The sequence below is a fragment of the Stutzerimonas marianensis genome (assembly GCF_022810315.1).
Lineage (GTDB): Bacteria > Pseudomonadota > Gammaproteobacteria > Pseudomonadales > Pseudomonadaceae > Stutzerimonas > Stutzerimonas marianensis.
In genome coordinates this window covers 450,448-474,257 of sequence record NZ_JALGRD010000002.1, presented here as the reverse complement: position 1 = coordinate 474,257, position 23,810 = coordinate 450,448, and the positions used below count along the sequence as shown (strand labels likewise).

The 23,810-nt window shown below is 62.4% G+C and carries 23 protein-coding genes and 1 pseudogene; 18 read left to right on the top strand and 6 right to left on the bottom strand.

Annotation, left to right across the window (positions count from 1 at the left end; translation table 11 throughout):
* Positions 1 to 78: 78 nt before the first annotated feature.
* The 7 genes from MST27_RS05465 (at position 79) to ispD (ending at position 7,573) form a co-directional block, all read left to right on the top strand.
* The gene (locus tag MST27_RS05465) at positions 79 to 1,029 is read left to right on the top strand and encodes an acetyl-CoA carboxylase carboxyltransferase subunit alpha (RefSeq protein ID WP_243604991.1); all 951 of its coding nucleotides are present in this window, start codon (positions 79 to 81) and stop codon (positions 1,027 to 1,029) included.
* 123 nt (positions 1,030 to 1,152) lie between these two features.
* A complete protein-coding gene (tilS, locus tag MST27_RS05460) occupies positions 1,153 to 2,454 on the top strand; it encodes a tRNA lysidine(34) synthetase TilS (RefSeq protein WP_243604990.1) in 1,302 nt (433 codons plus the stop codon).
* Positions 2,455 to 2,610: 156 nt separating this feature from the next.
* Positions 2,611 to 4,242 carry a CTP synthase gene (locus MST27_RS05455; protein WP_243604989.1) on the top strand — a complete coding sequence of 544 codons (1,632 nt, stop codon included), beginning with the start codon at positions 2,611 to 2,613 and terminating at the stop codon, positions 4,240 to 4,242.
* A complete protein-coding gene (gene kdsA / locus MST27_RS05450) occupies positions 4,239 to 5,084 on the top strand; it encodes a 3-deoxy-8-phosphooctulonate synthase (protein ID WP_243604988.1) in 846 nt (281 codons plus the stop codon). The genes MST27_RS05455 and kdsA overlap by 4 nt, the downstream gene beginning before the upstream one ends.
* A 34-nt stretch (positions 5,085 to 5,118) precedes the next feature.
* Entirely contained in the window at positions 5,119 to 6,408 is a 1,290-nt protein-coding gene (eno, locus tag MST27_RS05445; protein ID WP_243604987.1) for a phosphopyruvate hydratase, read from the top strand.
* A gap of 185 nt (positions 6,409 to 6,593) precedes the next feature.
* Complete coding sequence (ftsB, locus tag MST27_RS05440) at positions 6,594 to 6,872, top strand: cell division protein FtsB (protein ID WP_243605060.1); 279 nt, start codon at positions 6,594 to 6,596, stop codon at positions 6,870 to 6,872.
* Complete coding sequence (ispD, locus tag MST27_RS05435; RefSeq protein ID WP_243604986.1) at positions 6,869 to 7,573, top strand: 2-C-methyl-D-erythritol 4-phosphate cytidylyltransferase; 705 nt, start codon at positions 6,869 to 6,871, stop codon at positions 7,571 to 7,573. Before ftsB ends, ispD begins: the two co-directional genes overlap by 4 nt.
* A 15-nt stretch (positions 7,574 to 7,588) precedes the next feature.
* Here ispD and MST27_RS05430 read toward each other — a convergent pair whose 3' ends face one another.
* From MST27_RS05430 to MST27_RS05420, 3 genes and pseudogenes are all read right to left on the bottom strand, one after another.
* The gene (locus MST27_RS05430) at positions 7,589 to 8,755 is read right to left on the bottom strand and encodes a baeRF3 domain-containing protein (RefSeq protein WP_243604985.1); all 1,167 of its coding nucleotides are present in this window, start codon (positions 8,753 to 8,755) and stop codon (positions 7,589 to 7,591) included.
* A gap of 100 nt (positions 8,756 to 8,855) precedes the next feature.
* Positions 8,856 to 9,155 (bottom strand): annotated as a pseudogene (gene hpf, locus MST27_RS05425) (ribosome hibernation-promoting factor, HPF/YfiA family); the annotation flags it as partial.
* Positions 9,140 to 10,183, bottom strand: a complete 1,044-nt coding sequence (locus tag MST27_RS05420; RefSeq protein WP_243604983.1) for a LysR family transcriptional regulator — start codon at positions 10,181 to 10,183, stop codon at positions 9,140 to 9,142. The gene MST27_RS05420 and the pseudogene hpf, both read right to left, overlap by 16 nt.
* A gap of 132 nt (positions 10,184 to 10,315) precedes the next feature.
* Between MST27_RS05420 and MST27_RS05415 the strand changes: the two genes are divergently transcribed.
* Together MST27_RS05415 and fghA are read left to right on the top strand one after the other, a co-directional pair.
* The gene (locus tag MST27_RS05415) at positions 10,316 to 11,431 is read left to right on the top strand and encodes an S-(hydroxymethyl)glutathione dehydrogenase/class III alcohol dehydrogenase (protein WP_243604982.1); all 1,116 of its coding nucleotides are present in this window, start codon (positions 10,316 to 10,318) and stop codon (positions 11,429 to 11,431) included.
* A 76-nt stretch (positions 11,432 to 11,507) separates the two neighbouring features.
* Positions 11,508 to 12,347 carry an S-formylglutathione hydrolase gene (gene fghA, locus MST27_RS05410; protein WP_243604981.1) on the top strand — a complete coding sequence of 280 codons (840 nt, stop codon included), beginning with the start codon at positions 11,508 to 11,510 and terminating at the stop codon, positions 12,345 to 12,347.
* Positions 12,348 to 12,493: 146 nt separating this feature from the next.
* Here the strand turns inward: fghA and MST27_RS05405 are convergent, their stop codons facing one another.
* Both MST27_RS05405 and MST27_RS05400 read right to left on the bottom strand, forming a co-directional pair.
* On the bottom strand, positions 12,494 to 13,543 hold the full coding sequence (locus MST27_RS05405; protein WP_243604980.1) for an alkene reductase: 1,050 nt from the start codon (positions 13,541 to 13,543) through the stop codon (positions 12,494 to 12,496).
* Between the two features lie 41 nt (positions 13,544 to 13,584).
* On the bottom strand, positions 13,585 to 13,887 hold the full coding sequence (locus MST27_RS05400; RefSeq protein WP_243604979.1) for an ArsR/SmtB family transcription factor: 303 nt from the start codon (positions 13,885 to 13,887) through the stop codon (positions 13,585 to 13,587).
* 177 nt (positions 13,888 to 14,064) lie between these two features.
* On the opposite strand from MST27_RS05400, the gene ispF reads away from it, so the two are divergent.
* The 8 genes from ispF (at position 14,065) to MST27_RS05360 (ending at position 20,622) form a co-directional block, all read left to right on the top strand.
* Positions 14,065 to 14,538 carry a 2-C-methyl-D-erythritol 2,4-cyclodiphosphate synthase gene (gene ispF / locus MST27_RS05395; RefSeq protein ID WP_243604978.1) on the top strand — a complete coding sequence of 158 codons (474 nt, stop codon included), beginning with the start codon at positions 14,065 to 14,067 and terminating at the stop codon, positions 14,536 to 14,538.
* A complete protein-coding gene (truD, locus tag MST27_RS05390; protein WP_243604977.1) occupies positions 14,535 to 15,575 on the top strand; it encodes a tRNA pseudouridine(13) synthase TruD in 1,041 nt (346 codons plus the stop codon). Before ispF ends, truD begins: the two co-directional genes overlap by 4 nt.
* Complete coding sequence (surE, locus tag MST27_RS05385) at positions 15,575 to 16,324, top strand: 5'/3'-nucleotidase SurE (RefSeq protein WP_243604976.1); 750 nt, start codon at positions 15,575 to 15,577, stop codon at positions 16,322 to 16,324. Before truD ends, surE begins: the two co-directional genes overlap by 1 nt.
* A gap of 41 nt (positions 16,325 to 16,365) precedes the next feature.
* Positions 16,366 to 17,001, top strand: a complete 636-nt coding sequence (locus MST27_RS05380; RefSeq protein ID WP_158190168.1) for a protein-L-isoaspartate(D-aspartate) O-methyltransferase — start codon at positions 16,366 to 16,368, stop codon at positions 16,999 to 17,001.
* A 17-nt stretch (positions 17,002 to 17,018) separates the two neighbouring features.
* Positions 17,019 to 17,954: a polyprenyl-phosphate transporter gene (locus MST27_RS05375; protein ID WP_243604975.1), complete on the top strand. Its 936-nt coding sequence runs from the start codon at positions 17,019 to 17,021 to the stop codon at positions 17,952 to 17,954.
* Positions 17,955 to 17,998: 44 nt separating this feature from the next.
* Positions 17,999 to 18,823, top strand: coding sequence for a peptidoglycan DD-metalloendopeptidase family protein (locus MST27_RS05370; protein WP_243605059.1), 825 nt, complete (start codon positions 17,999 to 18,001; stop codon positions 18,821 to 18,823).
* Between the two features lie 98 nt (positions 18,824 to 18,921).
* The gene (gene rpoS / locus MST27_RS05365) at positions 18,922 to 19,920 is read left to right on the top strand and encodes an RNA polymerase sigma factor RpoS (RefSeq protein WP_243604974.1); all 999 of its coding nucleotides are present in this window, start codon (positions 18,922 to 18,924) and stop codon (positions 19,918 to 19,920) included.
* A gap of 555 nt (positions 19,921 to 20,475) precedes the next feature.
* The gene (locus tag MST27_RS05360; RefSeq protein WP_243604973.1) at positions 20,476 to 20,622 is read left to right on the top strand and encodes a hypothetical protein; all 147 of its coding nucleotides are present in this window, start codon (positions 20,476 to 20,478) and stop codon (positions 20,620 to 20,622) included.
* Between the two features lie 6 nt (positions 20,623 to 20,628).
* Here the strand turns inward: MST27_RS05360 and MST27_RS05355 are convergent, their stop codons facing one another.
* On the bottom strand, positions 20,629 to 21,048 hold the full coding sequence (locus MST27_RS05355; protein WP_243604972.1) for an NUDIX hydrolase: 420 nt from the start codon (positions 21,046 to 21,048) through the stop codon (positions 20,629 to 20,631).
* 578 nt (positions 21,049 to 21,626) lie between these two features.
* On the opposite strand from MST27_RS05355, the gene MST27_RS05350 reads away from it, so the two are divergent.
* The gene (locus MST27_RS05350) at positions 21,627 to 23,564 is read left to right on the top strand and encodes a sodium:solute symporter family protein (protein WP_243604971.1); all 1,938 of its coding nucleotides are present in this window, start codon (positions 21,627 to 21,629) and stop codon (positions 23,562 to 23,564) included.
* Positions 23,565 to 23,810 lie beyond the last annotated feature (246 nt).

Here is a 23,810-nt window from a genome sequence, read left to right as displayed (position 1 = left end):
TGAATGCGTCCGTCCCGTAAGGTAGGGCGCAAAAAAATAGCCTCCGGCCACCTGGCCGTCGACGCATGACGGATGCCTATGAACCCGAATTTTCTCGATTTCGAACAGCCGATCGCCGACCTGCAAGCCAAGATCGAAGAATTGCGCCTGGTTGGCAATGACAACTCGCTGAATATCAGTGATGAAATTGCCCGCCTGCAGGACAAGAGCGTATCGCTCACCGAGAGCATTTTCGGCAACTTGACCAGCTGGCAGATCGCCCGTCTGGCCCGCCACCCTCAGCGCCCTTATACGCTGGATTACGTCAAGCACCTGTTCTCCGAGTTCGAGGAGCTGCACGGCGACCGCCATTTCTCCGATGACGCCGCGATCGTGGGCGGCACGGCCCGCCTCGATGGCAAGCCGGTGATGATCATCGGTCACCAGAAGGGGCGTGAAGTGCGGGAAAAGGTGCGCCGCAACTTCGGCATGCCGCGTCCCGAAGGCTACCGCAAGGCCTGTCGGCTGATGGAGATGGCCGAGCGCTTCAAGATGCCGATCCTGACCTTCATCGACACGCCCGGTGCCTACCCGGGCATCGACGCCGAGGAGCGCAACCAGAGCGAGGCGATCGCCTGGAACCTGCGAGTCATGGCGCGTCTGAAGACGCCGATCATTTCCACCGTGATCGGTGAGGGTGGCTCAGGCGGTGCCTTGGCGATCGGGGTTTGCGACCAGCTGAACATGCTGCAGTACTCGACCTACGCTGTCATTTCCCCGGAAGGGTGCGCATCGATCCTCTGGCGGACCGCCGACAAGGCGCCCGAGGCGGCCGAAGCCATGGGTGTGACCGCTGAGCGGCTTCAGAATCTGGGGATCGTCGACAAGGTCATCGCCGAACCGCTCGGCGGTGCTCACCGTAATCCGGCGGCGACCGCCGCGTCGATGCGCGACGAGTTGGTCGCTCAGCTCGACATGCTTCAGCGCCTGGATACCGAAGCCCTGCTCAAGCGCCGTTACGAGCGGTTGATGAGCTACGGTATCGCGTGATTACCGGAAACATCGAAACGGCGGGCTAGTCCCGCCGTTTTCGTTTGCGTCGCCTCGCGGACTTCATTCAGCGGATCGCTTCGCATGATTTATGCTGACGCGGTTCGTCGTCAGGTTCCTCACATGTCCCTCCACTCCCGCCTACGCATCGCCTTGGGCCCCTGGCAATCCGCGCCGCACTGGCACGTCGCCTTTTCCGGCGGGCTGGATTCGACGGTCTTGCTGCACCTGTTGGCCTCGTTGCGTGACCGGGAGCCTTTGCCGCCGATCACGGCCGTGCACGTTCATCATGGTCTGCAACCCGCGGCTGACGCGTGGCCGGCGCATTGCAGGGCGATCTGCGAGTCGCTAGGCGTTCCCCTCGATGTACTGCAGGTTCAGGTTGAACGGGGCGCCAGTCTCGAGGGCAAGGCGCGCGAGGCACGCTATCGTGCGCTGGGGTCGCATCTGCCGGTGGGTGGTGTGCTGTTGACTGCGCAGCATCGCGACGACCAGGTCGAAACGGTGCTGTTTCGGTTGTTGCGCGGCGCCGGTGTGCAGGGGCTTTCGGGCATGCCGTCCCAGCGTCCGCTGGCCAGGGGCGTCCTGCTCCGTCCGCTGCTCGAATGCAGTAGGGACGAGCTGGAGGCTTATGCCCACGAATATGGGCTCGCCTGGGTGGAAGACCCGAGCAACGGGAGCCTGGATCATTCGCGAAATTATCTGCGTCATCGGCTGTTGCCGGTGATGCGTGAGCGCTGGCCGCAAGCCGACGCAAGCGTCGCGCGCGCCGCCCGGCATTGCGCCGAGGCTCAGCTGTTGCTCGATGACCTCGCCGCGGTCGACCTGCAGGCCGCTCGCGTCCCGCCCCGACTCGACTGGCTGCCTATCCCCAGCCTTGACTTGCCAGCGCTCGCGATGCTCCCCCCTGCTCGCCAGCGCAATGCACTGCGGTGCTGGCTGCGGACGCTTACCCGGCTGCCCGATCATGATCATTGGGCCGGTTGGAACGCCTTGCGTGATGCGGCGTGCGACGCCACACCGATCTGGCGCTTGGGCGATGGTGAGCTGCACCGCGGCGGCGATCGGCTCTGGTGGCTTTCCGGCGCCTGGCTGCAGCGGCTCGGACCGGAGAGGGTCGATATTTCTCCCGGCGTTCAGACCTGCCTCGAGGGCAACGGAAGCGTACGGCTGGTGGGCGCCGGTGTGACTGGCACTTTGCAGGTCCGGTACCGGCGGGGCGGGGAACGCATGAGCGTGCCGGGGCGGGGGCATCGCGACCTCAAGCGTTTGCTCAACGAGGCGGGTGTGCCAGGTTTCGCACGTGCGAGGCTGCCGTTGCTCTTTCTGGATGACGAGCTGATCGCGCTCGCCAACCTGCCACAGTTCGATGCCCTGGGCTTGTCGTTGTCCTGGACGCCGCCGTCGATCCCAGGTTTGAGCTGACGGGTTTTTCGAGTAGACTACGCTCCCGTCCCAATAGAGCTTCTGCGGCTTTCCTCGAAAACCGTGGCAGCTTCGCTATTGCCGCCGTCGGCGCAGTGGCACCTTCGCTTTTCCCCGGCGGCGCTGACCGCTTAACGCAGACTTCTAGGGTTTTTCATGACGCGCTACATCTTCGTCACGGGTGGTGTTGTTTCTTCATTGGGGAAAGGCATCGCCTCGGCTTCATTGGCGGCCATCCTGGAGGCGCGGGGCCTGAAGGTCACGATGCTCAAACTGGACCCTTACATCAACGTCGATCCGGGCACCATGAGCCCGTTCCAGCACGGTGAGGTGTTCGTCACCCATGACGGCGCCGAGACCGACCTGGACCTGGGGCATTACGAGCGGTTCATCCGCACGACCATGACCCAGAACAACAATTTCACGACCGGTCGCGTCTACGAGGACGTGCTGCGTCGTGAGCGCCGCGGCGACTACCTGGGCGCGACCATCCAGGTGATCCCGCACATCACCGACGAGATCAAGCGGCGGATCATCAAGGGCGCCGGTGATGCGGATGTGGCCCTGGTCGAGATCGGCGGCACTGTCGGTGACATCGAATCGCAACCCTTCCTCGAGGCGATCCGTCAGCTTCGCGTTGAGGTCGGCGCCAAGCGTGCGATGCTGATGCACCTGACCCTGGTGCCTTATATCGCCACTGCGGGCGAGACCAAGACCAAGCCGACCCAGCATTCGGTCAAGGAGCTGCGCTCCATCGGCCTGCAGCCGGACGTGCTGATCTGCCGCTCCGACCACCCGATCGACATGTCCTCGCGCCGCAAGATTGCGCTGTTCACCAATGTGGAAGAACGCGCGGTGATCGGTCTGGAGGACGTCGACACTATCTACAAGATTCCGGGCGTCCTGCATGCTCAGGGCCTGGATGATTTCGTCGTAGAGCGCTTCGGCCTGGAGTGCGGCGGGGCTGACCTCTCCGAGTGGGATCGCGTCGTTGATGCCAAGCTGAATCCGGAGAAGGAAGTCACCATTGCCATGGTAGGCAAGTACATGGAACTTCTGGATGCCTACAAATCTCTGATCGAGGCAATGAGCCACGCTGGCATCCAGAGCCGTACCAAAGTGAACCTACGCTACATCGACTCCGAAGACATCGAGAATCAGGGTACCGGCCTGCTGGAAGGCATGGACGCGATCCTGGTACCGGGAGGCTTCGGCTTGCGCGGGGTCGAGGGCAAGATCGCGACGGTCAAGTACGCCCGCGAAAACAAGATTCCTTATCTCGGCATCTGCCTCGGTATGCAGGTCGCGGTGATCGAGTTCGCCCGTGACGTGCTGGGCTGGACCGATGCCAACTCCACCGAGTTCGACAAGAACAGCACCCATCCTGTTGTTGGTCTGATCACCGAGTGGGAAGACGCTGCCGGCACTGTCGAGACCCGCAGCGACAGTTCAGATCTTGGAGGCACCATGCGCCTCGGCGCTCAGGAATGCGGGCTCGAGGTCGGCTCCAATGTGTTCGCCTGCTATGGCAAGGAGCGCATCGTCGAGCGCCACCGCCATCGTTACGAGGTCAACAACAACCTGCTGCCTCAGCTCGAGGCGGCAGGCCTGAAGATCACCGGCCGCTCCGGCGACGGTGCGCTGGTGGAGGTGGTCGAGGCGCCGGATCATCCGTGGTTCGTGGCCTGTCAGTTCCACCCCGAATTCACCTCCACGCCTCGTGACGGACATCCGCTGTTCAGCGGTTTCGTCAAGGCGGCACTGGACTACAAGGCGAGCAAGGCATGAGCCAGAAGACCATTCGCGTCGGCGAGATCGAGGTCGCCAACGACAAGCCGTTCGTCCTGTTCGGCGGCATGAATGTACTGGAGTCACGTGATCTGGCTCTGCAGATTTGCGAAGCCTACGTGAAGGTGACCGAGAAGCTCGGTATCCCTTATGTATTCAAGGCCAGCTTCGACAAGGCCAATCGCTCGTCGATCAACTCGTTCCGCGGTCCGGGCCTGGAAGAGGGGATGCGCATCTTCGAAGACGTGAAGAAGACCTTTGGCGTGCCGGTGATCACCGACGTGCACGAGCCTCACCAGGCGCAGCCGGTGGCCGAGGTCTGCGACATCATCCAGTTGCCCGCCTTCCTGTCGCGGCAGACCGACCTGGTGGTGGCCATGGCCAAGACCGGCGCGGTGATCAATATCAAGAAGGCGCAGTTCCTGGCGCCGCAGGAAATGAAGCACATCCTCACCAAGTGCGAAGAGGCGGGCAACGATCAGTTGATCCTTTGCGAGCGCGGCTCCTCCTTCGGCTATAACAACCTGGTCGTCGACATGCTCGGTTTCGGCATCATGAAGCAGATGCAGTACCCGGTGATCTTTGACGTGACCCACGCCCTACAGATGCCAGGCGGTCGTGCCGATTCGGCCGGCGGTCGCCGCGCCCAGGTCACAGACCTGGCCAAGGCTGGCCTGAGTCAAGGCCTCGCTGGTCTGTTCCTCGAAGCCCATCCCGATCCGGACAGCGCCAAGTGCGATGGCCCCTGTGCCTTGCGCCTGGACAAGCTCGAACCTTTCCTCACCCAGCTCAAGCAGCTGGATGACCTGATCAAGAGTTTTTCGCCAATCGAAACTGCTTGAAGCCTTGAAGCTATCTACGGAGTGTTAATAAAAAATGGCAAAGATCGTCGACATCAAAGGGCGTGAGGTTCTTGACTCCCGGGGCAATCCCACCGTGGAAGCTGACGTTATCCTGGATAACGGCATCGTCGGCAGCGCCTGCGCGCCGTCGGGTGCTTCGACCGGCTCGCGGGAAGCGCTTGAGCTGCGTGATGGCGACAAGAGCCGTTACATGGGCAAAGGTGTGCTGAAGGCTGTCAGCAACATCAACGGCCCTATCCGTGATCTTCTGCTAGGCAAGGATCCGCTGGACCAGAAAGCTCTGGATCGCGCCATGATCGAGCTGGATGGTACCGACAACAAGGCCAAGCTAGGTGCCAATGCCATCCTCGCCGTGTCGCTGGCCAATGCCAAGGCAGCTGCACAGGATCAGGACCTGCCGCTTTACGCGCACATCGCCAATCTCAACGGCACGCCGGGGCAGTACTCCATGCCGGTGCCGATGATGAACATCATCAACGGCGGCGAGCACGCGGATAACAACGTCGACATCCAGGAATTCATGGTCCAGCCGGTCGGTGCCAAGAACTTCGCCGACGCGCTGCGCATGGGCGCCGAGATCTTCCACCACCTCAAGGCCGTGCTCAAGGCTCGCGGTCTGAGCACTTCGGTGGGTGATGAGGGCGGTTTCGCGCCGAACCTGGCATCCAACGAAGACGCCCTGGCCGCCATCGCCGAAGCGGTCGCCAACGCTGGCTATACGCTGGGTGACGACGTGACCCTGGCGTTGGATTGCGCTTCCAGCGAGTTCTTCGAAAACGGCAAGTACGACCTGGCGGGTGAAGGCAAGGTCTTCGATGCAGCCGGTTTCGCCGACTATCTGGCCGGCCTGACCCAGCGCTACCCGATCATCTCCATCGAAGATGGGATGGATGAGTCCGACTGGGACGGTTGGAAGGTGCTGACCGACAAGATCGGTAGCAAGGTCCAGCTGGTGGGCGACGACCTCTTCGTCACCAACACGCGGATTCTCAAGGAAGGTATCGAGAAGGGCATCGGCAATTCGATCCTGATCAAGTTCAACCAGATCGGCTCGCTGACCGAAACCCTGGAAGCCATCCAGATGGCCAAGGCTGCTGGTTACACCGCTGTGATCTCGCACCGCTCCGGCGAGACCGAAGACCACACCATTGCCGATCTGGCCGTGGGCACTGCAGCGGGCCAGATCAAGACCGGCTCCCTGTGTCGTTCGGATCGGGTATCCAAGTACAACCAGCTGCTGCGCATCGAAGAGCAGCTCGGCGGCAAAGCACCGTACAAGGGGCGCGCCGAGTTCCGCGGCTGATCCCTGCCGGGCAGGCGAGGGCGACGTTAGTCGCCCTTTTTTGTGGTTAGGGTTCAGCGCTGCTAAGGTCGCCTCTGCAGGCGACCGTGCAACGCATAGCTCAAGCAAGGGAAGGCTCAAGCATGATGACCATCGCTGCCCATACACCGTTACCGGAAACCAACCGAAATCTTTCGATGCCCACCATGCGCAGTCCCTACTGGTTGTTCGTCGTCCTGATCATGCTGCTGGTTGGCCTGCAGTACCGTCTGTGGGTGGGCGAGGGCAGCCTCGCCCAGGTCAGCGGGTTGAACAAGCAGATTGCCGAACAGCAGGGTGAGAACAAGCGCCTGCTGGAACGCAATCGCATCCTGGAAGCCGAAGTGATGGAGCTCAAGCAGGGCATGGAAACCGTCGAGGAGCGAGCCCGGCACGAGTTGGGCATGGTCAAGGAGGGCGAGACCCTCTACCAGTTGACCGAATGACCGCGCGAATGACGCCGGACTTCTGGGCGGTCATTCCTGCCGCAGGCGTCGGCAGCCGGATGCGTGCCGATCGGCCCAAGCAGTATTTGCCACTGGCGGGCAAGGCGCTTATCGAGCACACGTTGGACTGTTTTCTTGATCACCCCGGCTTGCTTGGCCTGGTGGTATCCATCGCGCCCGAAGATCCGTATTGGCCGTCATTGACCTGCGCGCTCGATCAGCGCGTCCAACGCGTCGATGGCGGTGCGGAGCGCGCCGACTCGGTGCTCGCCGGGCTTTGCCATTTGCGTGAACGGGGCGCGCGGCTGACGGACTGGGTGCTGGTTCACGACGCTGCTCGCCCCAACCTCGCCCGTGGCGATCTGGATCGCCTGCTGGGCGAGCTCGCCGACGACCCGGTCGGCGGCCTGCTCGCGGTGCCTGCACGCGATACGCTCAAGCGCGCGGGTGCGGACGGCCGAGTAGTCGAAACCGTCGACCGTAGCGTGATCTGGCAGGCCTATACACCGCAGATGTTTCGTCTCGGCGCGCTGCTCGATGCTCTCCAGGCTGCGCTCGAGGCAGGCGCAGCGGTGACCGACGAGGCATCCGCGATCGAATGGGTAGGGGAAAGTCCCCGTCTGGTGGAAGGTCGGGCGGACAACCTGAAGGTCACCCGCCCGGAAGATTTGCAATGGCTCGAGCAGCGCTGGGCGCGCTGATCGAGCCGGCTTCAGCTAGTAGCGATAGATGGCCGCTGCGCCGCTTTCGGTGGGCATGCGTTCGGTCGGGACCGCAATCACCTCGCCGCCTTGTTCCAGCGTCCAGATGGTCAGCTCGTCGAGCAGATCTGGTGTTGTCGCCGCGCTGCCGTTGGCGGGGATCGCCTTGCCTTCTTCCTTGTTCGTCACGCCTGGAATCTGTCGGTCGGCTTCGACCAGCAGCGTCGCGACTCGGCCTTCCACCGTGGCCTGGCCGATCTGGTCGAGTTGATCAGTCGCCAACCCTTGTCCATGCGACTCGCCGTACTGGTCAAGAAAGCCTTCGAGCCGCTTGATGTAGCGTGGCTGCATGACCATCCAGCTCTTGTCGCGGAGCTCGTCCCGGCTCAGCAGCGAGGCGTCATGTTCGATGCCCTCTGGCAGCAGGAACTCGTTGTGGCTGAGCTTGCGGAAATGAAACTGGTGCTCCGGTAGCGCAGCAAGGATCAGCGGCAGCCGTGATTTGCGGCTGTGGTGCTCGAGAATGGCTCGGTCCACCTCGCGGAAAAAGCGTTCACGATCGCGATCGATCTCGTCCTGCCGGCCCGCGCCGCCGCTTTCCACCTGCATGGGGTCACCGCGTTCGCTGGCGCGGCTGTAGCCCTGCGGGAAGCCGGTCTGGCCTTTTTCGGTCAGCTCGCGACCGAGCGCTTCCTCCACGGTTTTCGGAACGCCGTCAGCCAGCTTGACTTCGTCGATGCCGTCACGATTGCCCTCGAACAGCCTGATCGAGTCGAGCGTGATGGCGAGGATCTGATAACGGTCAGCGGACTGGGCGATACGCAGCAGGGGCTTGAGATGCATGCGGTCATTGGCGACGGCCAGTTCCGGAACGCTGCGTTGCAGACGGAACACCTCGAAGTAGTCGGCTGCGGCGAAGACCGCCAGCCCGTCGCGGTTGCTGTTCCAGAACTCGCTGTCGTCGAGCAGCTCGTGGAAGGGCTTTAGCAGCGTCGCGGCGTGTTCGGCACGGCCCTGCTGCTTGAGTGATTCCTCGAGCTGACGGACCAAGTGCTTGAAGCGGATGGGGTCCTGCTGGCGCTCGGGGAAGCTGCGGTGGGTGGGCTGGTACAACGACAGGCAGGGTGCCTCGCGCTTGGCCAGCAGTTGGGACAGGGTTTCGCGATCGAGCAATCTGTTCATGTACGGCCTCTTTCGTTATCGGCTGGTTCGATCCCTCGTGGATTCGGCCTCGGCCTGCTTGGCAGGTCGTGTCGGTGGTCTTTCAGTGGTGGTTCTGGCGTTTGTCCAGCGCGTGAGCGAGCGCATGGCTGAGCTTTTCAGCGGCTCCATCGATGGCGAGCACCAGGGAATCGGCCTTGTGGCTCGTCGAGATGGGTTCGTGGCCTTTCACTCGCGCCTCCATCTGGCAGCGCTTGTCCTGCGGTCCGCTCTTGCCGCTGTTCTCGTCGTTGAGATGAACTTCGACTCGGGTCAGCTGATCGTCGAAGCGTTCCAGTTCGCTCTCGACTGTCGCCTTCACGTGCTCTTCGAGCTGGCTGGTCACGTCGACGCTGTGATTGCTGTTCACCAGAATCTGCATGTTGTCCTCCTGATTGAATCGCCGGGTCGCTCCGGCGTACGCAGAGCGTCGGCTACAGAATTTTCGACGTGGGCCCGTGGGGCGGGTTCCGCCGTGCAGGGCCGGTCGGACGCGCGGTGCGGGTCGGAATCGTTTGCGTCCGTGCGGTATTCCGGACGCATGGCCAGGCCGTCGCGCAGCGCCTGGATCAGCAGGCGAACCTTGGGCAGGGGATAGCGGCGTTGGGGGTAGACGGCCCAGACGGCCGTATTCGGTGGCTGGTTGGCCTCCAGCAGCGAGACGAGCTCGCCGCGGCGCAGCGGCTCCTGCACATAGTAATCGGGCAACTGGCACAGCCCGAAGCCGCGAAGCGCGGCGTCCAGTACTGCATGGCCGCTGTTGCAGCGCCAGTTGCCGCTGGGCTTGAAGGGCTGCTCGCGGCCGTCGACCTGCAATATCCAGGTGTCGCTCGTGCCGACCAGGCAGTTGTGCCGCGCCAGTTCGGACAGGGTGTGGGGTCGCCCGTAGCGTTCCAGATATGCCGGCGCGGCACAGAGGTACATGGCGCGCGGCGCGATGCGGGTCGCGACCAGTCGGGATTCGCTCAGCCGACCCAACCGGATCGCCAGGTCATAGCCTTCCTGGACTAGGTCCAGGGTCCGGTTGGACAATTCGATTTCCACCCGCAGTTGGGGGTGCTGTGCCATGAAGGTGTTGACCAGCGGCACGATGAAGCGCTCGCCATAGGCAACCGCGGCGGTCATGCGCAGCAAGCCGGTAGGCGCCGCGTGCAGATCGCTGATGGCGTGAAAGGCTTCGTCGCGCTCCTCGATCAGCCGCTGGCAGCGCGCCAGGAAGGTGTGGCCGGCTTCGGTAAGCGATACGCGCCTTGTGGTGCGGTAGAGCAGTCGCGCCTGCAAACGTTCTTCGAGCCGGGCGACCTGGCGGCTCACATGCGAGGACGACACGCGCAGCTGCTCAGCGGCGCGCATGAAGCTGGCATGCTCGGCAACCGCTACGAATTCGTCCAGGCCTTCCCAACGGCTCATCGTGCCACTCCCGATAGGTTGAACGCGTGATTATCCCTTGCAGGCAATAATGTTTCTACGCGGAGCTGATTAACCCTGCACGCGTCTGAAACTACACTGCGTACAGTTTCTTCCCACACATGAGTGATCCCCATGACCATCAAGTCTCGCGCCGCCGTCGCCTTTGGCCCTAATCAACCGTTGCAAATCGTCGAAGTGGACGTCGCTCCGCCGAAAGCGGGCGAGGTGCTGGTGCGCATCGTGGCGACAGGCGTCTGCCACACGGACGCCTACACGCTGTCCGGTGAGGACTCCGAGGGGGTCTTTCCCTGCATCCTCGGTCACGAAGGCGGCGGTATCGTCGAGGCGGTAGGCGAGGGCGTGACGTCCGTGGCGGTCGGCGATCACGTCATCCCGCTGTACACGGCCGAATGCCGCCAGTGCAAGTTCTGCAAATCCGGCAAGACCAACCTGTGCAGCTCGGTGCGCGCCACGCAAGGCAAGGGCCTGATGCCCGACGGCACCACGCGCTTCAGCTACAAGGGCGAGCCGATCTATCACTACATGGGCACTTCGACCTTTTCCGAGTACACCGTGCTGCCGGAAGTCTCCGTCGCGAAGATCCCCAAGGAGGCGCCGTTGGACAAGGTCTGCCTGCTCGGCTGCGGCGTCACTACCGGGATTGGCGCAGTAATCAACACCGCCAAGGTGGAAGAGGGCGCGACGGTCGCGATCTTCGGTCTCGGCGGGATCGGCCTGGCTGCGATCATCGGCGCCAAGATGGCCAAGGCCAGCCGAATCATCGCAATCGATATCAATCCGGCCAAGTTCCCGATCGCCGAAGCCCTGGGCGCTACCGATTTCGTCAATCCGAAGGAGCACGCCAAGCCGATCCAGGACGTGATCATCGAGATGACCGACGGCGGTGTGGATTACTCCTTCGAGTGCGTCGGCAATGTGCAGCTGATGCGCGCGGCGCTGGAGTGCGCCCACAAGGGCTGGGGTGAGTCGGTCATCATCGGCGTCGCCGGTGCCGGGCAGGAAATCAGCACGCGTCCGTTCCAGTTGGTCACCGGTCGCGTCTGGCGCGGCAGTGCCTTCGGCGGCGTCAAGGGGCGTACCGAGCTGCCGAGCTATGTCGAGAAGGCTCAGAAAGGCGAAATTCCGCTGGACACCTTCATCACTCACAACATGGGGCTGGAGGAGATCAACGATGCCTTCGACCTGATGCACGAAGGCAAGAGCATTCGCACCGTCATTCATTTCTAACGGCGGCCAAGGGCGCTTGAGGCTTGAGGTTCGACGACCCCTTGCCTCCGCGCCCTTGTCGGCTTCGGGAGGTTTCATGGAAAACATTTCCTGTCAGAAAAGCTTTGGCGGCTGGCACAAGCGTTATCGTCATCGCTCTTCCGCCCTCAATTGCGACATGGTGTTCGCCGTCTACCTGCCGCCACAGGCCGAGCGGGGCGAGACGCTGCCGGTGTTGTACTGGCTGTCGGGCCTGACCTGCACCGACGAAAACTTCATGCAGAAGGCCGGGGCACAACGGATGGCGGCCGAGCTCGGGCTGATCATCGTGGCGCCCGATACCAGCCCGCGCGGCGCAGACGTGCCGGATGACGCCGAGGCAGCTTACGACTTCGGGCTCGGTGCCGGCTTCTACGTCAACGCTACGCAGGAGCCCTGGGCTCGGAACTACCGGATGTATGACTATGTGGTGGAGGAGCTGCCGGCGCTGATCGAGGCGAACTTCCCGGTTTCTGGCAAGCGGGGCATCAGTGGGCACTCGATGGGTGGCCATGGTGCGCTGATCTGTGCGCTGAAGAATCCGGGTCTCTACGCGTCGGTATCGGCGTTCTCACCGATCACCAATCCGGTCGATTGCCCCTGGGGCGAGAAGGCCTTCTCCGGGTACCTGGGAAGCGACCGTTCGCGGTGGCGCGACTGGGACGCCTGTGCCCTGATCGGGAAGGCGGACGAAAAGTTGCCGATTCTGGTGGACCAGGGCGATCGTGACGACTTCATGAGTACGCAGTTGAAGCCTGAAGCACTGCAAGCAGCCGCGAAGGCGGCGGAACACCCACTGACGCTGCGTATCCAGCCGGGTTACGACCACAGCTATTATTTCGTCGCCAGCTTCATTGACGATCATCTGCGTCACCATGCCCAGGCGCTGAAAGGTTGAGGCCACGCTCCGCGTCGCGGGTCGCGGCGCGCTGCGCTTGCGGCCGAGGTGATGCGCCGCGGATGGGCCGGACGGTGGTCTTCGGTTGATACAAAGGCACAAAAAAGCCCGACCGGAGATCCGGCCGGGCTTCCCATCGCAAGGAGCTAGAGCGACGGATAATCGGTGTAACCGGCGGCGCCTTTGGCGTAGAACAGTTCGGGCCGGGGTTCGTTGAGCGGCGCGTTCTGGCGCAGGCGTTGAACCAGGTCCGGATTGGCAATGTAGGGAACACCAAAGGCGATGGCGTCGGCCTTGCCCTCGCTGAGCCAGGCATCGCCCAGTGCCTTGTCGAATCCTTCGTTGGCGATGTAGACGCCGCCAAACAGGGTTTTCAACTGCGGACCCAGGCTGTCTTCACCGGCCTTTTCCCGCGTGCAGATGAAAGCGATGCCGCGCTTGCCCAGTTCGCGAGCGACGTAGCCGAAGGTCTCGGCGCGGTTGGAGTCACCCATGTCGTGGGCATCGGCGCGAGGCGCCAGGTGCACACCGACACGGCCCGGCCCCCAGACGCCAACCGCCGCGTCGGTTACTTCCAGCAGCAGGCGGGCACGGTTCTCGACGGGGCCGCCGTATTGGTCGGTACGACGGTTGGTGCTGTCCTGCAGAAACTGGTCGAGCAGATAACCATTGGCACCATGGATTTCGACGCCATCGAAGCCGGCTTCCTTCGCGTTCTCCGCGCCCTTGCGGTAGGCCTCGATGATGGCGGGTATCTCGTCGGTCTCGAGCGCACGTGGCGTTTCGTAGTCCTTCATCGGGCGGACCAGGCTGACATGGCCGGCCGGCTTGATGGCGCTGGGCGCGACCGGGCGTTCGCCGTCGAGGTAGATCGGGTCGGAGATGCGGCCGACATGCCAGAGCTGCAGGACGATCTTGCCGCCCTTGGCGTGCACCGCGTCGGTGACCTTTCTCCAGCCCTGCACCTGTTCGGCCGACCAGATACCGGGTGTGTCGGGGTAACCCACGCCCATCGGCGTGACGGAGGTCGCCTCGCTGATGATCAGTCCGGCCTCGGCGCGTTGAGCATAGTATTCAGCGATCAGGTCACCGGGTACCCGGCCAGGTTCGGCGCGGCAGCGGGTCAGCGGGGCCATGATGATGCGATTGGCCAGTTCCAGGTCGCCTATCTTGATCGGGTCGAAAAGTGTTGGCATGACAATGCAGCTCCTCTGCTCGGATCGGTTCGGGTTAAGGCTCAAAGTTGTTCGCGAAGGCGTGCGAGAAAGGCCTCGATGGCCGGCTCGTTGCGCTTGAAGAAATGCCACTGGCCAACCTTGCGGTTGGTGATCAGGCCCGCCCGCTGCAGCGTCGCCAGGTGTGCCGATACGGTGGACTGGGACAGTCCGGCGCGCTGGTCGATCTGACCAGCGCAGACGCCGTTCTCCAGCGAATGATGCTGCTCGGAGAAATAGCGCTCCGGTTGCTTGAGCCAGTGCAGGATGTCCCGTCGAAGCGGATGGGCGATGGCCTTGAGAATGTCGTCGAGTTCGTCTGGCATGGCGGACCTGATTCGGTATATCGCGATGGGGCGAACTATATATCGCCTCCAGGCGATGCCGAATCAATTCGGTTGATGGTACTTATCGGTTCGGTCGATCCACGGCGGCGCCCGCGGCTCCCATGGCCGGCGTGCTGCTGTAGAATTGCCGGCTGTTTTCCTGCAGGTAACGAGACTATGCGCATCGGCCACGGCTACGACGTTCATCGCTTTGGCGAGGGTGACTTCATCACCCTTGGCGGCGTGCGGATTCCTCATCGCTTCGGTCTGCTCGCGCACTCCGACGGCGACGTCCTGCTGCATGCGCTGAGCGATGCGCTACTCGGGGCGGCGGCCCTGGGTGACATCGGCAAGCACTTCCCCGATACCGATCCGGCGTTCAAGGGCGCCGACAGTCGTGCGCTGCTGCGCCATGTGCTGGCGCAGGTGCAGGCGAAGGGCTGGAAGGTGGGGAACGTCGACGCGACCATCATCGCCCAGGCACCGAAAATGGCCCCGCATATCGAGCAGATGCGCCGCCTGATCGCCGAAGACCTGCAGGTCGAGCTCGACCAGGTCAACGTCAAGGCGACCACGACCGAGAAGCTTGGCTTCACGGGGCGCGAAGAAGGTATTGCCGTGCATGCCGTCGCGCTGCTGGTCGGCGCATGACCGAGGACCATCTGCTGGGCCCCAGGGCGCATGGCGATGTTTGTGGCACGGCCGTGCTCAAGGCGGTCGCCGAGGACTTCCAGGTCGACGAGGTGCTCGACATTCCGTTGTCCGGCGCTGGTGAGCACCTTTGGCTCTGGGTCGAGAAGCGCAACCTGAATACCGAGGAGGCCGCGCGTCGGCTCGCGCGGGCTGCGGGGACCTCGCTGCGCAACGTCAGTTACGGCGGCCTGAAGGATCGTCAAGCACTGACCCGTCAATGGTTCAGCCTGCATCTGCCCGGCAAGTCCGATCCGTCATTGGCCAGCGCCGAAGACGAAACGCTCAAGATCCTCAGTGTTGGCCGTCACCAACGCAAGCTTCAGCGAGGCGCACATTCGGCGAACGGGTTCACCCTGCGTCTGACCGATCTGAAGGCCGATCGGGCTGAGCTGGAGCGACGCCTGACTCAAATCAAGGAGCAGGGCGTACCGAACTACTTCGGCTGGCAACGGTTTGGCTTCGACGGTGGCAATATCCAGGCGGCGCGGCATTTCGCCGAGCGGCAAGCGTTACCCGAGCAGCGCAACCTGCGCTCGCGGCTGTTGTCCGCGGGGCGCAGCTACCTCTTCAACCGCGTGCTGGCCGAGCGAGTCGCCGATGGCAGCTGGCACCGCGCCCGCGTTGGCGATCTGCTGGCATTCACCGACAGTCGCAGCTTCTTTCCGGCGGGCGAAGCCGAATGCAACGATCCGCGACTGCACATCATGGATCTGCATCCGACCGGCCCACTGTGGGGCCTGGGCGAATCACCCTCAGGCGGCGAAATACAAGTGCTGGAGGCGGGAATCGCCGCCTCCGAACCGGCAATCGCCAAGTGGCTCGCAGAAGCCGGAATGAAGCATGAACGGCGCATTCTTCGCCTCCCCATCGGCGGCTTGTCGTGGCATTATCCCGGGCCTGACATTCTGCAACTTGAATTCGTCCTGCCGACCGGATGCTTCGCCACGGCCGTGGTGCGTGAGCTGGTCAGCCTGGCAGGGCAGACGGACATCTGATGCGTATTCTGATCGCCAACGACGACGGGGTGTATGCACCTGGGCTCGCCGCGCTTTATGACGCGCTGGCGGATTATGCCGAGTGCAAGGTAATTGCCCCTATCCAGGACATGAGTGGTGCCAGCAGTGCGCTGACCCTGGATCGCCCGCTTCATCCCGTGACCATGCCCAATGGGTTCATCGGTGTGAACGGCACGCCCACCGACTGTGTTCACCTGGGCATCAACGGTTTGCTCGACGACGCACCGGACATGGTGGTCTCGGGTATCAACCTGGGTGCCAACCTGGGTGATGATGTCCTGTATTCCGGCACTGTCGCGGCGGCCATCGAGGGGCGCTTCACCGGTAAGCCGGCGTTCGCCTTTTCCCTGGTGTCGCGCCTGACCGACAATCTGCCCACCGCCGCCTACATCGCGCGCCGGCTCGTCGAACAGCAGCAGACGCTCGAGCTGCCGCCGCGCACCGTCCTCAGCGTCAACGTACCCAACCTGCCGCTCGACCACATCCGTGGCGTCCAGCTGACCCGCCTTGGCCATCGTCGTCGCGCCAAACCGCCGGTCCGGCAAGCCAACCCGCGCGGCAAGGACGGCTACTGGATTTCCGTGGCGGGCGACGTCGAGGATGGCGGTCCCGGCACGGACTTCCATGCCGTGATGCAGGGCTACGTCTCCATCACGCCGCTGCAGCTCGACCGGACCTTCCACGAGGCCTTCGAAGGTCTCGGCAACTGGCTGGAGGATGTGTTGTGAACCACCGCGGACCCGACGATCTGTTGCGGCACGGCACCGGCATGACGTCGCAGCGCACGCGCGACCGGCTGATCCAGCGCCTCTACGAGGAAGGCCTGTCCGACCCCCGCGTGCTCGAAGTGATCCGCCGTACGCCACGCCATCTGTTCGTCGACGAGGCACTGGCGCACCGCGCCTATGAAGACACCGCGCTGCCGATCGGGCACAACCAGACCATTTCGCAGCCGTTCATGGTGGCCCGCATGAGCGAGCTGCTGCTCGCCGACGGCCCGTTGGACAAGGTGCTGGAGATCGGCACCGGCTCCGGTTACCAGACGGCCGTGCTGGCGCAGTTGGTGGAACGCGTATTCTCGGTCGAGCGCATCCAGGCCTTGCAGGATCGGGCGAAGGAAAGACTCGTCGAACTGAAGTTGCGCAACGTGGTCTTTCGCTGGGGTGATGGCTGGGAGGGGTGGCCTGCATTGGCGCCCTACAACGGCATCATCGTCACAGCGGCCGCGGCCGACGTACCTCAGGCCTTGCTCGATCAGCTGGCGCCCGGAGGCCGATTGGTGATCCCGGTCGGTGTCGGTGAAGTCCAGCAACTGATGCTGATCATTCGAGAAGAAGACGGGTTTTCCCGTCACCTACTGGATACCGTCCGCTTCGTGCCGCTACTCAATGGACCTGTCGTTTGACTTCGGCGGAAGGAAGCATGAAAAACACCTTGCTGTTGTATGCCAAGGGCATGGCGATGGGCGCGGCGGACGTCGTTCCGGGCGTCTCAGGCGGGACGGTCGCGTTCATCACGGGAATCTATGACGAGCTGCTACGCTCCATTGGAGCTGTGCCCAATGCCGTGGCGCCGTTGGTCCGGGGGCGTATAGCCGAAGCCTGGCGTGTTGCCAACGGCACCTTTCTCACGGTGCTCTTTGCCGGGATCATCACCAGCATTCTGACCCTCGCCAAACTCATCAGCTATTTGCTCGAACACCACCCCATCCCGGTATGGTCGTTCTTCTTCGGACTGATCCTGGTATCGGTACACCTCGTTGGCAAGGAGGTTCGCCAGCGCGGATGGTTCCAGTTGATCAGCCTGCTGCTCGGTATTGCCTTTGCCTACTGGATTACCGTCGCCTCGCCGATGCAATGGGGCACGGGCAGCCTGAGCCTGTTTTTGGCCGGCGCCATCGCCATCTGCGCGATGATTCTGCCGGGCATATCCGGCAGCTTCATTCTGGTGCTGCTCGGCCTGTACCCGGTCGTGCTTGGCGCGGTGAAGGCCCTGGACCTCGGCGTGATGCTGGTCTTCGCCGGCGGCTGCCTGGTGGGACTGCTCAGCTTTGCCCGCTTGCTGAGCTATGTGCTGAGCCGTTGGCGGGACCTGACACTGGCCTTTTTGACCGGGCTGATGCTCGGCTCGTTGAACAAGGTCTGGCCGTGGAAGGAAACCCTGACCTGGCGCCTCGATTCGCATGGAGAACGGGTCGCGGTGCTGGAGCGAAACCTGTCGCCTGCCGGGTTCGGCGATCTGACCGGCCAGGACCCGCAATTGATGCTGGCGATACTGCTGGCGCTTTCCGGTATCGTGCTGGTCCTGGGACTTGAGTGGTTTGCCGGGCGGCGCCAGCCCATGGCAGAAAGCGTCTGAAACAGGCTCGTCAAAGGGAGCGGGTATTGAAGTTCATATCTCGCATGCGCTGCAGTGACATGCCATCCATACGCTGGGCGCTGGTTGCCGTGCTCGCCACCGCGTTGCTCGGCGGCTGTGCCAGCCCTCCGTCCGGGGGCGTTCATGTGGTTGACCGCAATAGCCGGGAGCGGGTGACGAGCGGACAGTATGTCGTCAAACGCGGTGACACGCTCTGGTCCATCGCTTTCCGCTTTGGCTGGGACTGGCGCGATCTGGCCCGTCTGAACCGCATCGATCCACCGCATGTGATCTACCCTGGGCAGACCATCCGTTTCAGCGGCGGGGCACCTCGCGCAGTGACCGCTCGTCCGGCTGCGCAACCAGCACCGCCGCGGCCGGCGCCTTCTACGCCAATTGCCACGCCAGTGCCCAGCCAGCCGCCATTGGTCAAGCCATCCGTGCCGGCGCCCAGCAAGCCTGTGGCGAGCACGCCGGTGCAACCTGTCACGCGTTCAGCCAGCGGCTGGGCATGGCCCGCAAACGGCACGCTGATCGGGCGTTTTTCCTCAAACGGCAGTTTGAATAAAGGCATTGATATCGCCGGGGAATTAGGACAGCCTGTTTTAGCTGCTTCTGATGGGGCTGTTGTGTACGCCGGCAGTGGTTTACGGGGCTACGGCGAACTTGTGATCATCAAGCACAGCGATACCTATGTGAGCGCCTACGGTCACAACCGCAGGCTGCTGGTTCAGGAGGGTCAACAAGTCAAGGCTGGGCAGAGCATTGCCGAGATGGGATCGACCGGGACCGATCGAGTGAAGTTGCATTTCGAGATTCGCCGCCAGGGCAAACCGGTAGACCCCCTCCAATACCTTCCGAAGCGTTGATTTGATACATCCTGTTCCGGCCCTAGGATGGGCTTGAGCGATACCAGGGACCGAGTGTCGCCCAAGCCTGTTGTCGAACTCAGAACAGGAAAACAATAATGGCTCTCAAAAAAGAAGTGCCGGAGTTTGACGTAGACGATGCCGTTCTACTCATGGAGCCGACCGCGGTTACAGATCCGGTTACCGAGGTCTCCCGCGCCGGTTCGATTGGCACCAAGTCCAAGACCGCAACGGTCAAGCAACACAAGTTCATCGACTACACGCGCGCGCTCGACGCCACGCAGCTCTATCTCAACGAGATCGGATTTTCCCCCCTTCTGACACCCGAGCAGGAAGTGCACTTCGCGCGCCTGGCTCAAAAGGGCGACCCGGCAGGCCGCAAGCGAATGATCGAAAGCAACCTGCGCCTTGTCGTCAAGATCGCACGACGCTACGTCAATCGTGGGCTGTCGCTGCTGGACCTGGTCGAAGAGGGCAATCTGGGCCTGATCCGTGCTGTCGAGAAATTCGATCCGGAGCGGGGTTTCCGTTTTTCAACCTACGCGACCTGGTGGATCCGCCAGACCATCGAGCGCGCCATCATGAATCAGACCCGCACCATCCGGTTGCCGATTCATGTGGTCAAGGAGCTCAACGTCTACCTGCGCGCGGCTCGTGAGCTGACCCAGAAACTCGATCACGAACCAAGTCCCGAAGAAATCGCCAATCTGCTCGAAAAGCCCGTCGCTGAGGTCAAGCGCATGCTCGGACTCAATGAGCGCGTGACCTCCGTCGACGTGTCGCTCGGGCCGGACACAGACAAGACGCTCCTCGATACCCTGACGGACGACCGGCCCTCGGATCCCTGCGAGCTGTTGCTCGATGACGATCTCTCGGCGAGCATCGACCAGTGGTTATCTGACCTCACCGAGAAGCAGCGGGACGTGGTGATCCGCCGCTTTGGGCTGCGCGGTCACGAAAGCTGTACCCTCGAAGAGGTGGGTCAGGAAATCGGCCTGACTCGGGAGCGGGTTCGGCAGATTCAGGTCGAGGCACTCAAGCGCCTGCGCGAGATTCTTGAGCGTAACGGCCTGTCGAGCGACGCCCTGTTCCGCTGAGGAGCGTCCCCTTCGCTGCGAGGCGAGGGGGCGATCCGACCTAATCCTTTCCACTTGATCCTGCGTTGTGCCCTGCGCTTCCGCCAGGAACGTTGGTCGTTGGCCTCAAGTCGCGTGCTTCTACTTTTATTGTTCGGCTTGTAAGCCTTTGCTTACATCTCATGTAAGCAAAACCATCGAGCGCGCGCACTCTGGTGCCCTGAATCATTTTTTTACATTCTTAAGTCTTTGAAAATCAAAGCTTTATTTAGCTGGGAGAATAATGGCATTGGTGCCATCAGGCATTTTTGTCAGTTGCCGTTGTCACGGGAACCCTTAATATCGGGCCTGTGCTCAGGGACAAGCACAACCGGCAAGGATGTCGGTCAGGATCGTCCGCAGGATTGCGGATTCATCAGGACGATGAGCCAGGAAATAAAAGGAAGCATGGAAGGAGGCGGGCGGGGGCTTAAACCCCCGCCCCTTTTTTTTTGCAGGTTCTGATGTCTTTTTGGCATCGAACGTAGTGCCTATTGCGTGGCCTAAGTTGTCGTACCCTTACGCCGCGGAGTAGCCATGAACGCCCATGACCCGAACGAACCGGTCAAGCCGACCGATGACCAGAGCGACGAGGTCAAGCGCTCACCGGAAGATGCTGACGAGGACCAGCTGGACGAGGCCCTCGAAGAAACCTTCCCGGCTAGCGATCCCATCTCGCCGTAACATTGTTCAGCCAGTCGCCCCGCCGAGCCATTGGCTCAACGCCGGAAGAATTCGCTCTCGGAGCAAGGGCGCGAGTAGCGCGTCTCGTGGGGCGTGCGGGGCGATCCACAGCAATGTATCTATTTCCGCCTGAGCCAGGATCGCGCTGCCGCGATTCACCTGGCCGACGAACACGTCGGCTTTGACCCAATGGTCCGGCTCGTTCGCCGCCCGCGCCTCGAATTGGCCCAGAGGGTGCAAATCCGATTCGTCAAGGGTCAAGCCAATCTCTTCAGCCAGCTCCCGCGCGACCGCGTCAAGCGGCCTTTCGCCGGCCTCGATCTTGCCGCCGGGCAGCATGAAATGCTGGGTGCCGCGTTTGCGAACCGTCAGCAGGCGGCCTTCTTCGTCCAGCAAGCAGGCGGTAGCGATGGTCAGAATCTTCATGAATTGCGGTAGTTACCTTCATGCATGAGCGCCATCAGCCTTTTGTGTCGGCGATAACGCTGAAGCCTCGTGAATAGGCTGGCTGGAAGCTCATCCGCCTCGCGGAAACCCAGTCGGCGGTAGAAGTCACCGAGGTCAGGATGGCAGAACAGCCAGGTCGGGCCGGGGCGGTCATGCAGGGCAGCGGCAACGATGCACGGCGCCAGGCCTTGTCGACGCCGTGCTGGTTGGACCAGCAAACCCGTCAGCCACCACCCCCCTTCAACCGGCGTCAGGCAGAGCCCAGCCGCGATTGGTGAGCCGATTGCCCAGCATTCGGCCTCTGGTGCGATACGCGTACGGCTCTGCTGAGTGCGGTAAAACCGCTGCAGGAGTGGGCGATGTTCGGCCCTTAGCTGGCGGGGTTCGAGTTCGAGCATGGCGGTCGTTGGGTGTGATCGGCGGATAGCGATTCTGCCACGGGAAAAGCCGTTGGAGGGCGTGTGGTGACGCGGCGCGCTCCGTTCATCAGGACGCTGAATTTTCGTGCTGTCGCAGGCTCTCAAACAGAACAGCCCTCCAACAAAGGACATAACAAGATGTTGGATCTAGCGATAGTGGTGGCGTTCATCCTCTACGGCCTTGGCTCGGGTCTTCGCGCGCGTGGCAAGGCCTCTCAGAGCCTCGATGAGTATTTCCTCGCGGGCAAGACGATCAAGGGGTGGCGAGCGGGTTTTTCTATGGGCGCGACGCAGTTCGCGGCCGATACGCCACTGCTGGTGACCGGGCTGGTCGCGACGGCGGGCATTTTCGCGCTTTGGCGCTTATGGATTTACGGCCTTGCATTCCTGCTGATGGCCTTCGTGTTCGCTGTGGGGTGGCGTCGCGCCGGTGTGCTTACCGATGCCGAACTGACGCGTGTTCGCTACAGCGGCCAGGGCGTCACGCCCTTGCGACTGCTCAAGGCCATCTACTACGGCACAGTGATCAATTGCGTCGTGCTGGCGATGGTGTTGGTGGCCGCCATTCGAATCGCTGAGGTATTCCTTCCGTGGCATCAATGGTTGCCGGCGGGGCTCTACGAGCCGGTGGTGAGCTTCGTCGCGAGCATCGGCCTACAGCTTGGCGAGAGCATCACCGGACTCGAGCCCGAGGTGATGACAGCGAACAACCTGATTTCGATCCTGCTCATCCTGGCCTTCACTGCGATGTACTCCATTACCGGGGGGTTACGCGCAGTGGTCCAGACCGACGTGGTGCAGTTCAGCCTGGCGATGATCGGGACGGCGTTGTACGCCTGGTTCGTACTCGACGCGGCAGGGGGCCTGGGCGGTTTGACCGACCGTATCGTGGAGCTCTACGGCAGTGACCAGGCCAGCAAGATGCTGTCATTCTCGCCGCCGGCCAATGCCGGAGAGGCGCTGATGCCGTTTCTCGTGATCGTCGGCCTGCAATGGTTCTTCCAGATGAACTCGGATGGTACGGGCTACCTGGCGCAGCGAAGCATGGCCTGCCCGACAGACCGAGACGCGCGAATAGCGGGACTGGTCTTCGCCTGGCTGCAGATTTTCCTGCGCAGTCTTTTCTGGATGGCCATCGCGGTGGGGCTGCTGGTGCTGTTCCCCTTTACCTCCGGAGAGGCATCGGGGGACGGCTTTACGGCGGCCCGCGAGGCGCTGTTCGTGCAGGGGATCGAGGATCTGCTGCCCCCTGGCGTACGCGGCTTGATGCTCGTGGGTCTGCTCGCGGCGCTGGCTTCGACGGTGGACACCCACCTGAACTGGGGCGCTTCGTACTGGAGCAACGATATTTACGGCGGGGTCATCGCCCCGCACGTGCTCAAACGCAAGCCGCGCGACCGCGAATTGGTGATCGTTGCCCGGCTGTCCAATGTCCTGATCCTGGTGATCGCGATGATCATCATGGCTAACCTGGGCTCGATCCAGACGGCCTGGTTCATCTCGCTGCTGTTTGGCGCCGGCATGGGCTCGGTGCTGGTGCTACGGTGGTTGTGGGAGCGGATCAACCTCTATTCGGAGCTGACGGCGATGGCGGTATCGCTGATCACCGCGCCGCTGCTGCTCTATTACCTGGGAACCGATCCCGAGCGGGAGTGGATACGCCTCGGCATCATGGCGTTGACAACGACCACGGCGGCGATCCTGGTGACCTTCATCACGCCGGCAACCGATGACGCGACGCTCAAGCGTTTCTATCGCCGTGTGAGGCCGTTCGGCTTCTGGGGACATGCGGCATCACTGAATGGCGTCGGCCCGGGCGTCTCGGTCAAGGCGCTGGGATCCCGTCTATTTGCCGTGGTGGTGACGGCGATTTCGCTCTTTTCGCTGCTGGTCGGCGTAGGGCGGCTGCTGTTCCCCGCACCTGATACCGGCCCGCTGCTCAGTTGGATCTGTATAGGTGTGGGCGTGTTGCTCATACCGGTCTGGTTGCGGATCGCAATGGGGCGTGAGTTCGACACCGATCCTGAGGATGAACCCGCCGAGGAACCCGCCATTCAATCGCATCGTACGACCTGAGCTGAATCAGGCGGACCTTCCGGGCCCCGAACGATTCGCGTCGTTCGGGGCCTGGTTATTTATTCAATTCGATATTTGTTCTCGCCTCGCTTGTTAATTGAGTGAGCGTGCAATGGGATTAGAACAATCGCAGCGGTAAAGTAAAAAGTACTGATATCTCCGGAGGTTACGTCATATCCTTAAATTAAAGTGAACGGTCGGGAGTGGGTTGGGTCACTTAATTACGCATCGCGCGAGCGATGTCGT

Coding starts and splice junctions, on each gene's coding strand:
- MST27_RS05350 (WP_243604971.1), top strand. CDS start 21,627: ATGTTGGATCTAGCGATAGTGGTGGCGTTCATCCTCTACGGCCTTGGC.
- rpoS (WP_243604974.1), top strand. CDS start 18,922: ATGGCTCTCAAAAAAGAAGTGCCGGAGTTTGACGTAGACGATGCCGTT.
- MST27_RS05430 (WP_243604985.1), bottom strand. CDS start 8,755: ATGAACAGATTGCTCGATCGCGAAACCCTGTCCCAACTGCTGGCCAAG.
- ispF (WP_243604978.1), top strand. CDS start 14,065: ATGCGCATCGGCCACGGCTACGACGTTCATCGCTTTGGCGAGGGTGAC.
- truD (WP_243604977.1), top strand. CDS start 14,535: ATGACCGAGGACCATCTGCTGGGCCCCAGGGCGCATGGCGATGTTTGT.
- eno (WP_243604987.1), top strand. CDS start 5,119: ATGGCAAAGATCGTCGACATCAAAGGGCGTGAGGTTCTTGACTCCCGG.
- ftsB (WP_243605060.1), top strand. CDS start 6,594: ATGCGCAGTCCCTACTGGTTGTTCGTCGTCCTGATCATGCTGCTGGTT.
- MST27_RS05375 (WP_243604975.1), top strand. CDS start 17,019: ATGAAAAACACCTTGCTGTTGTATGCCAAGGGCATGGCGATGGGCGCG.
- surE (WP_243604976.1), top strand. CDS start 15,575: ATGCGTATTCTGATCGCCAACGACGACGGGGTGTATGCACCTGGGCTC.
- MST27_RS05455 (WP_243604989.1), top strand. CDS start 2,611: ATGACGCGCTACATCTTCGTCACGGGTGGTGTTGTTTCTTCATTGGGG.
- kdsA (WP_243604988.1), top strand. CDS start 4,239: ATGAGCCAGAAGACCATTCGCGTCGGCGAGATCGAGGTCGCCAACGAC.
- MST27_RS05355 (WP_243604972.1), bottom strand. CDS start 21,048: ATGAAGATTCTGACCATCGCTACCGCCTGCTTGCTGGACGAAGAAGGC.
- tilS (WP_243604990.1), top strand. CDS start 1,153: ATGTCCCTCCACTCCCGCCTACGCATCGCCTTGGGCCCCTGGCAATCC.
- MST27_RS05400 (WP_243604979.1), bottom strand. CDS start 13,887: ATGCCAGACGAACTCGACGACATTCTCAAGGCCATCGCCCATCCGCTT.
- fghA (WP_243604981.1), top strand. CDS start 11,508: ATGGAAAACATTTCCTGTCAGAAAAGCTTTGGCGGCTGGCACAAGCGT.
- ispD (WP_243604986.1), top strand. CDS start 6,869: ATGACCGCGCGAATGACGCCGGACTTCTGGGCGGTCATTCCTGCCGCA.
- MST27_RS05420 (WP_243604983.1), bottom strand. CDS start 10,183: ATGAGCCGTTGGGAAGGCCTGGACGAATTCGTAGCGGTTGCCGAGCAT.
- MST27_RS05465 (WP_243604991.1), top strand. CDS start 79: ATGAACCCGAATTTTCTCGATTTCGAACAGCCGATCGCCGACCTGCAA.
- MST27_RS05370 (WP_243605059.1), top strand. CDS start 17,999: ATGCGCTGCAGTGACATGCCATCCATACGCTGGGCGCTGGTTGCCGTG.
- MST27_RS05380 (WP_158190168.1), top strand. CDS start 16,366: ATGACGTCGCAGCGCACGCGCGACCGGCTGATCCAGCGCCTCTACGAG.
- MST27_RS05415 (WP_243604982.1), top strand. CDS start 10,316: ATGACCATCAAGTCTCGCGCCGCCGTCGCCTTTGGCCCTAATCAACCG.
- MST27_RS05360 (WP_243604973.1), top strand. CDS start 20,476: ATGAACGCCCATGACCCGAACGAACCGGTCAAGCCGACCGATGACCAG.
- MST27_RS05405 (WP_243604980.1), bottom strand. CDS start 13,543: ATGCCAACACTTTTCGACCCGATCAAGATAGGCGACCTGGAACTGGCC.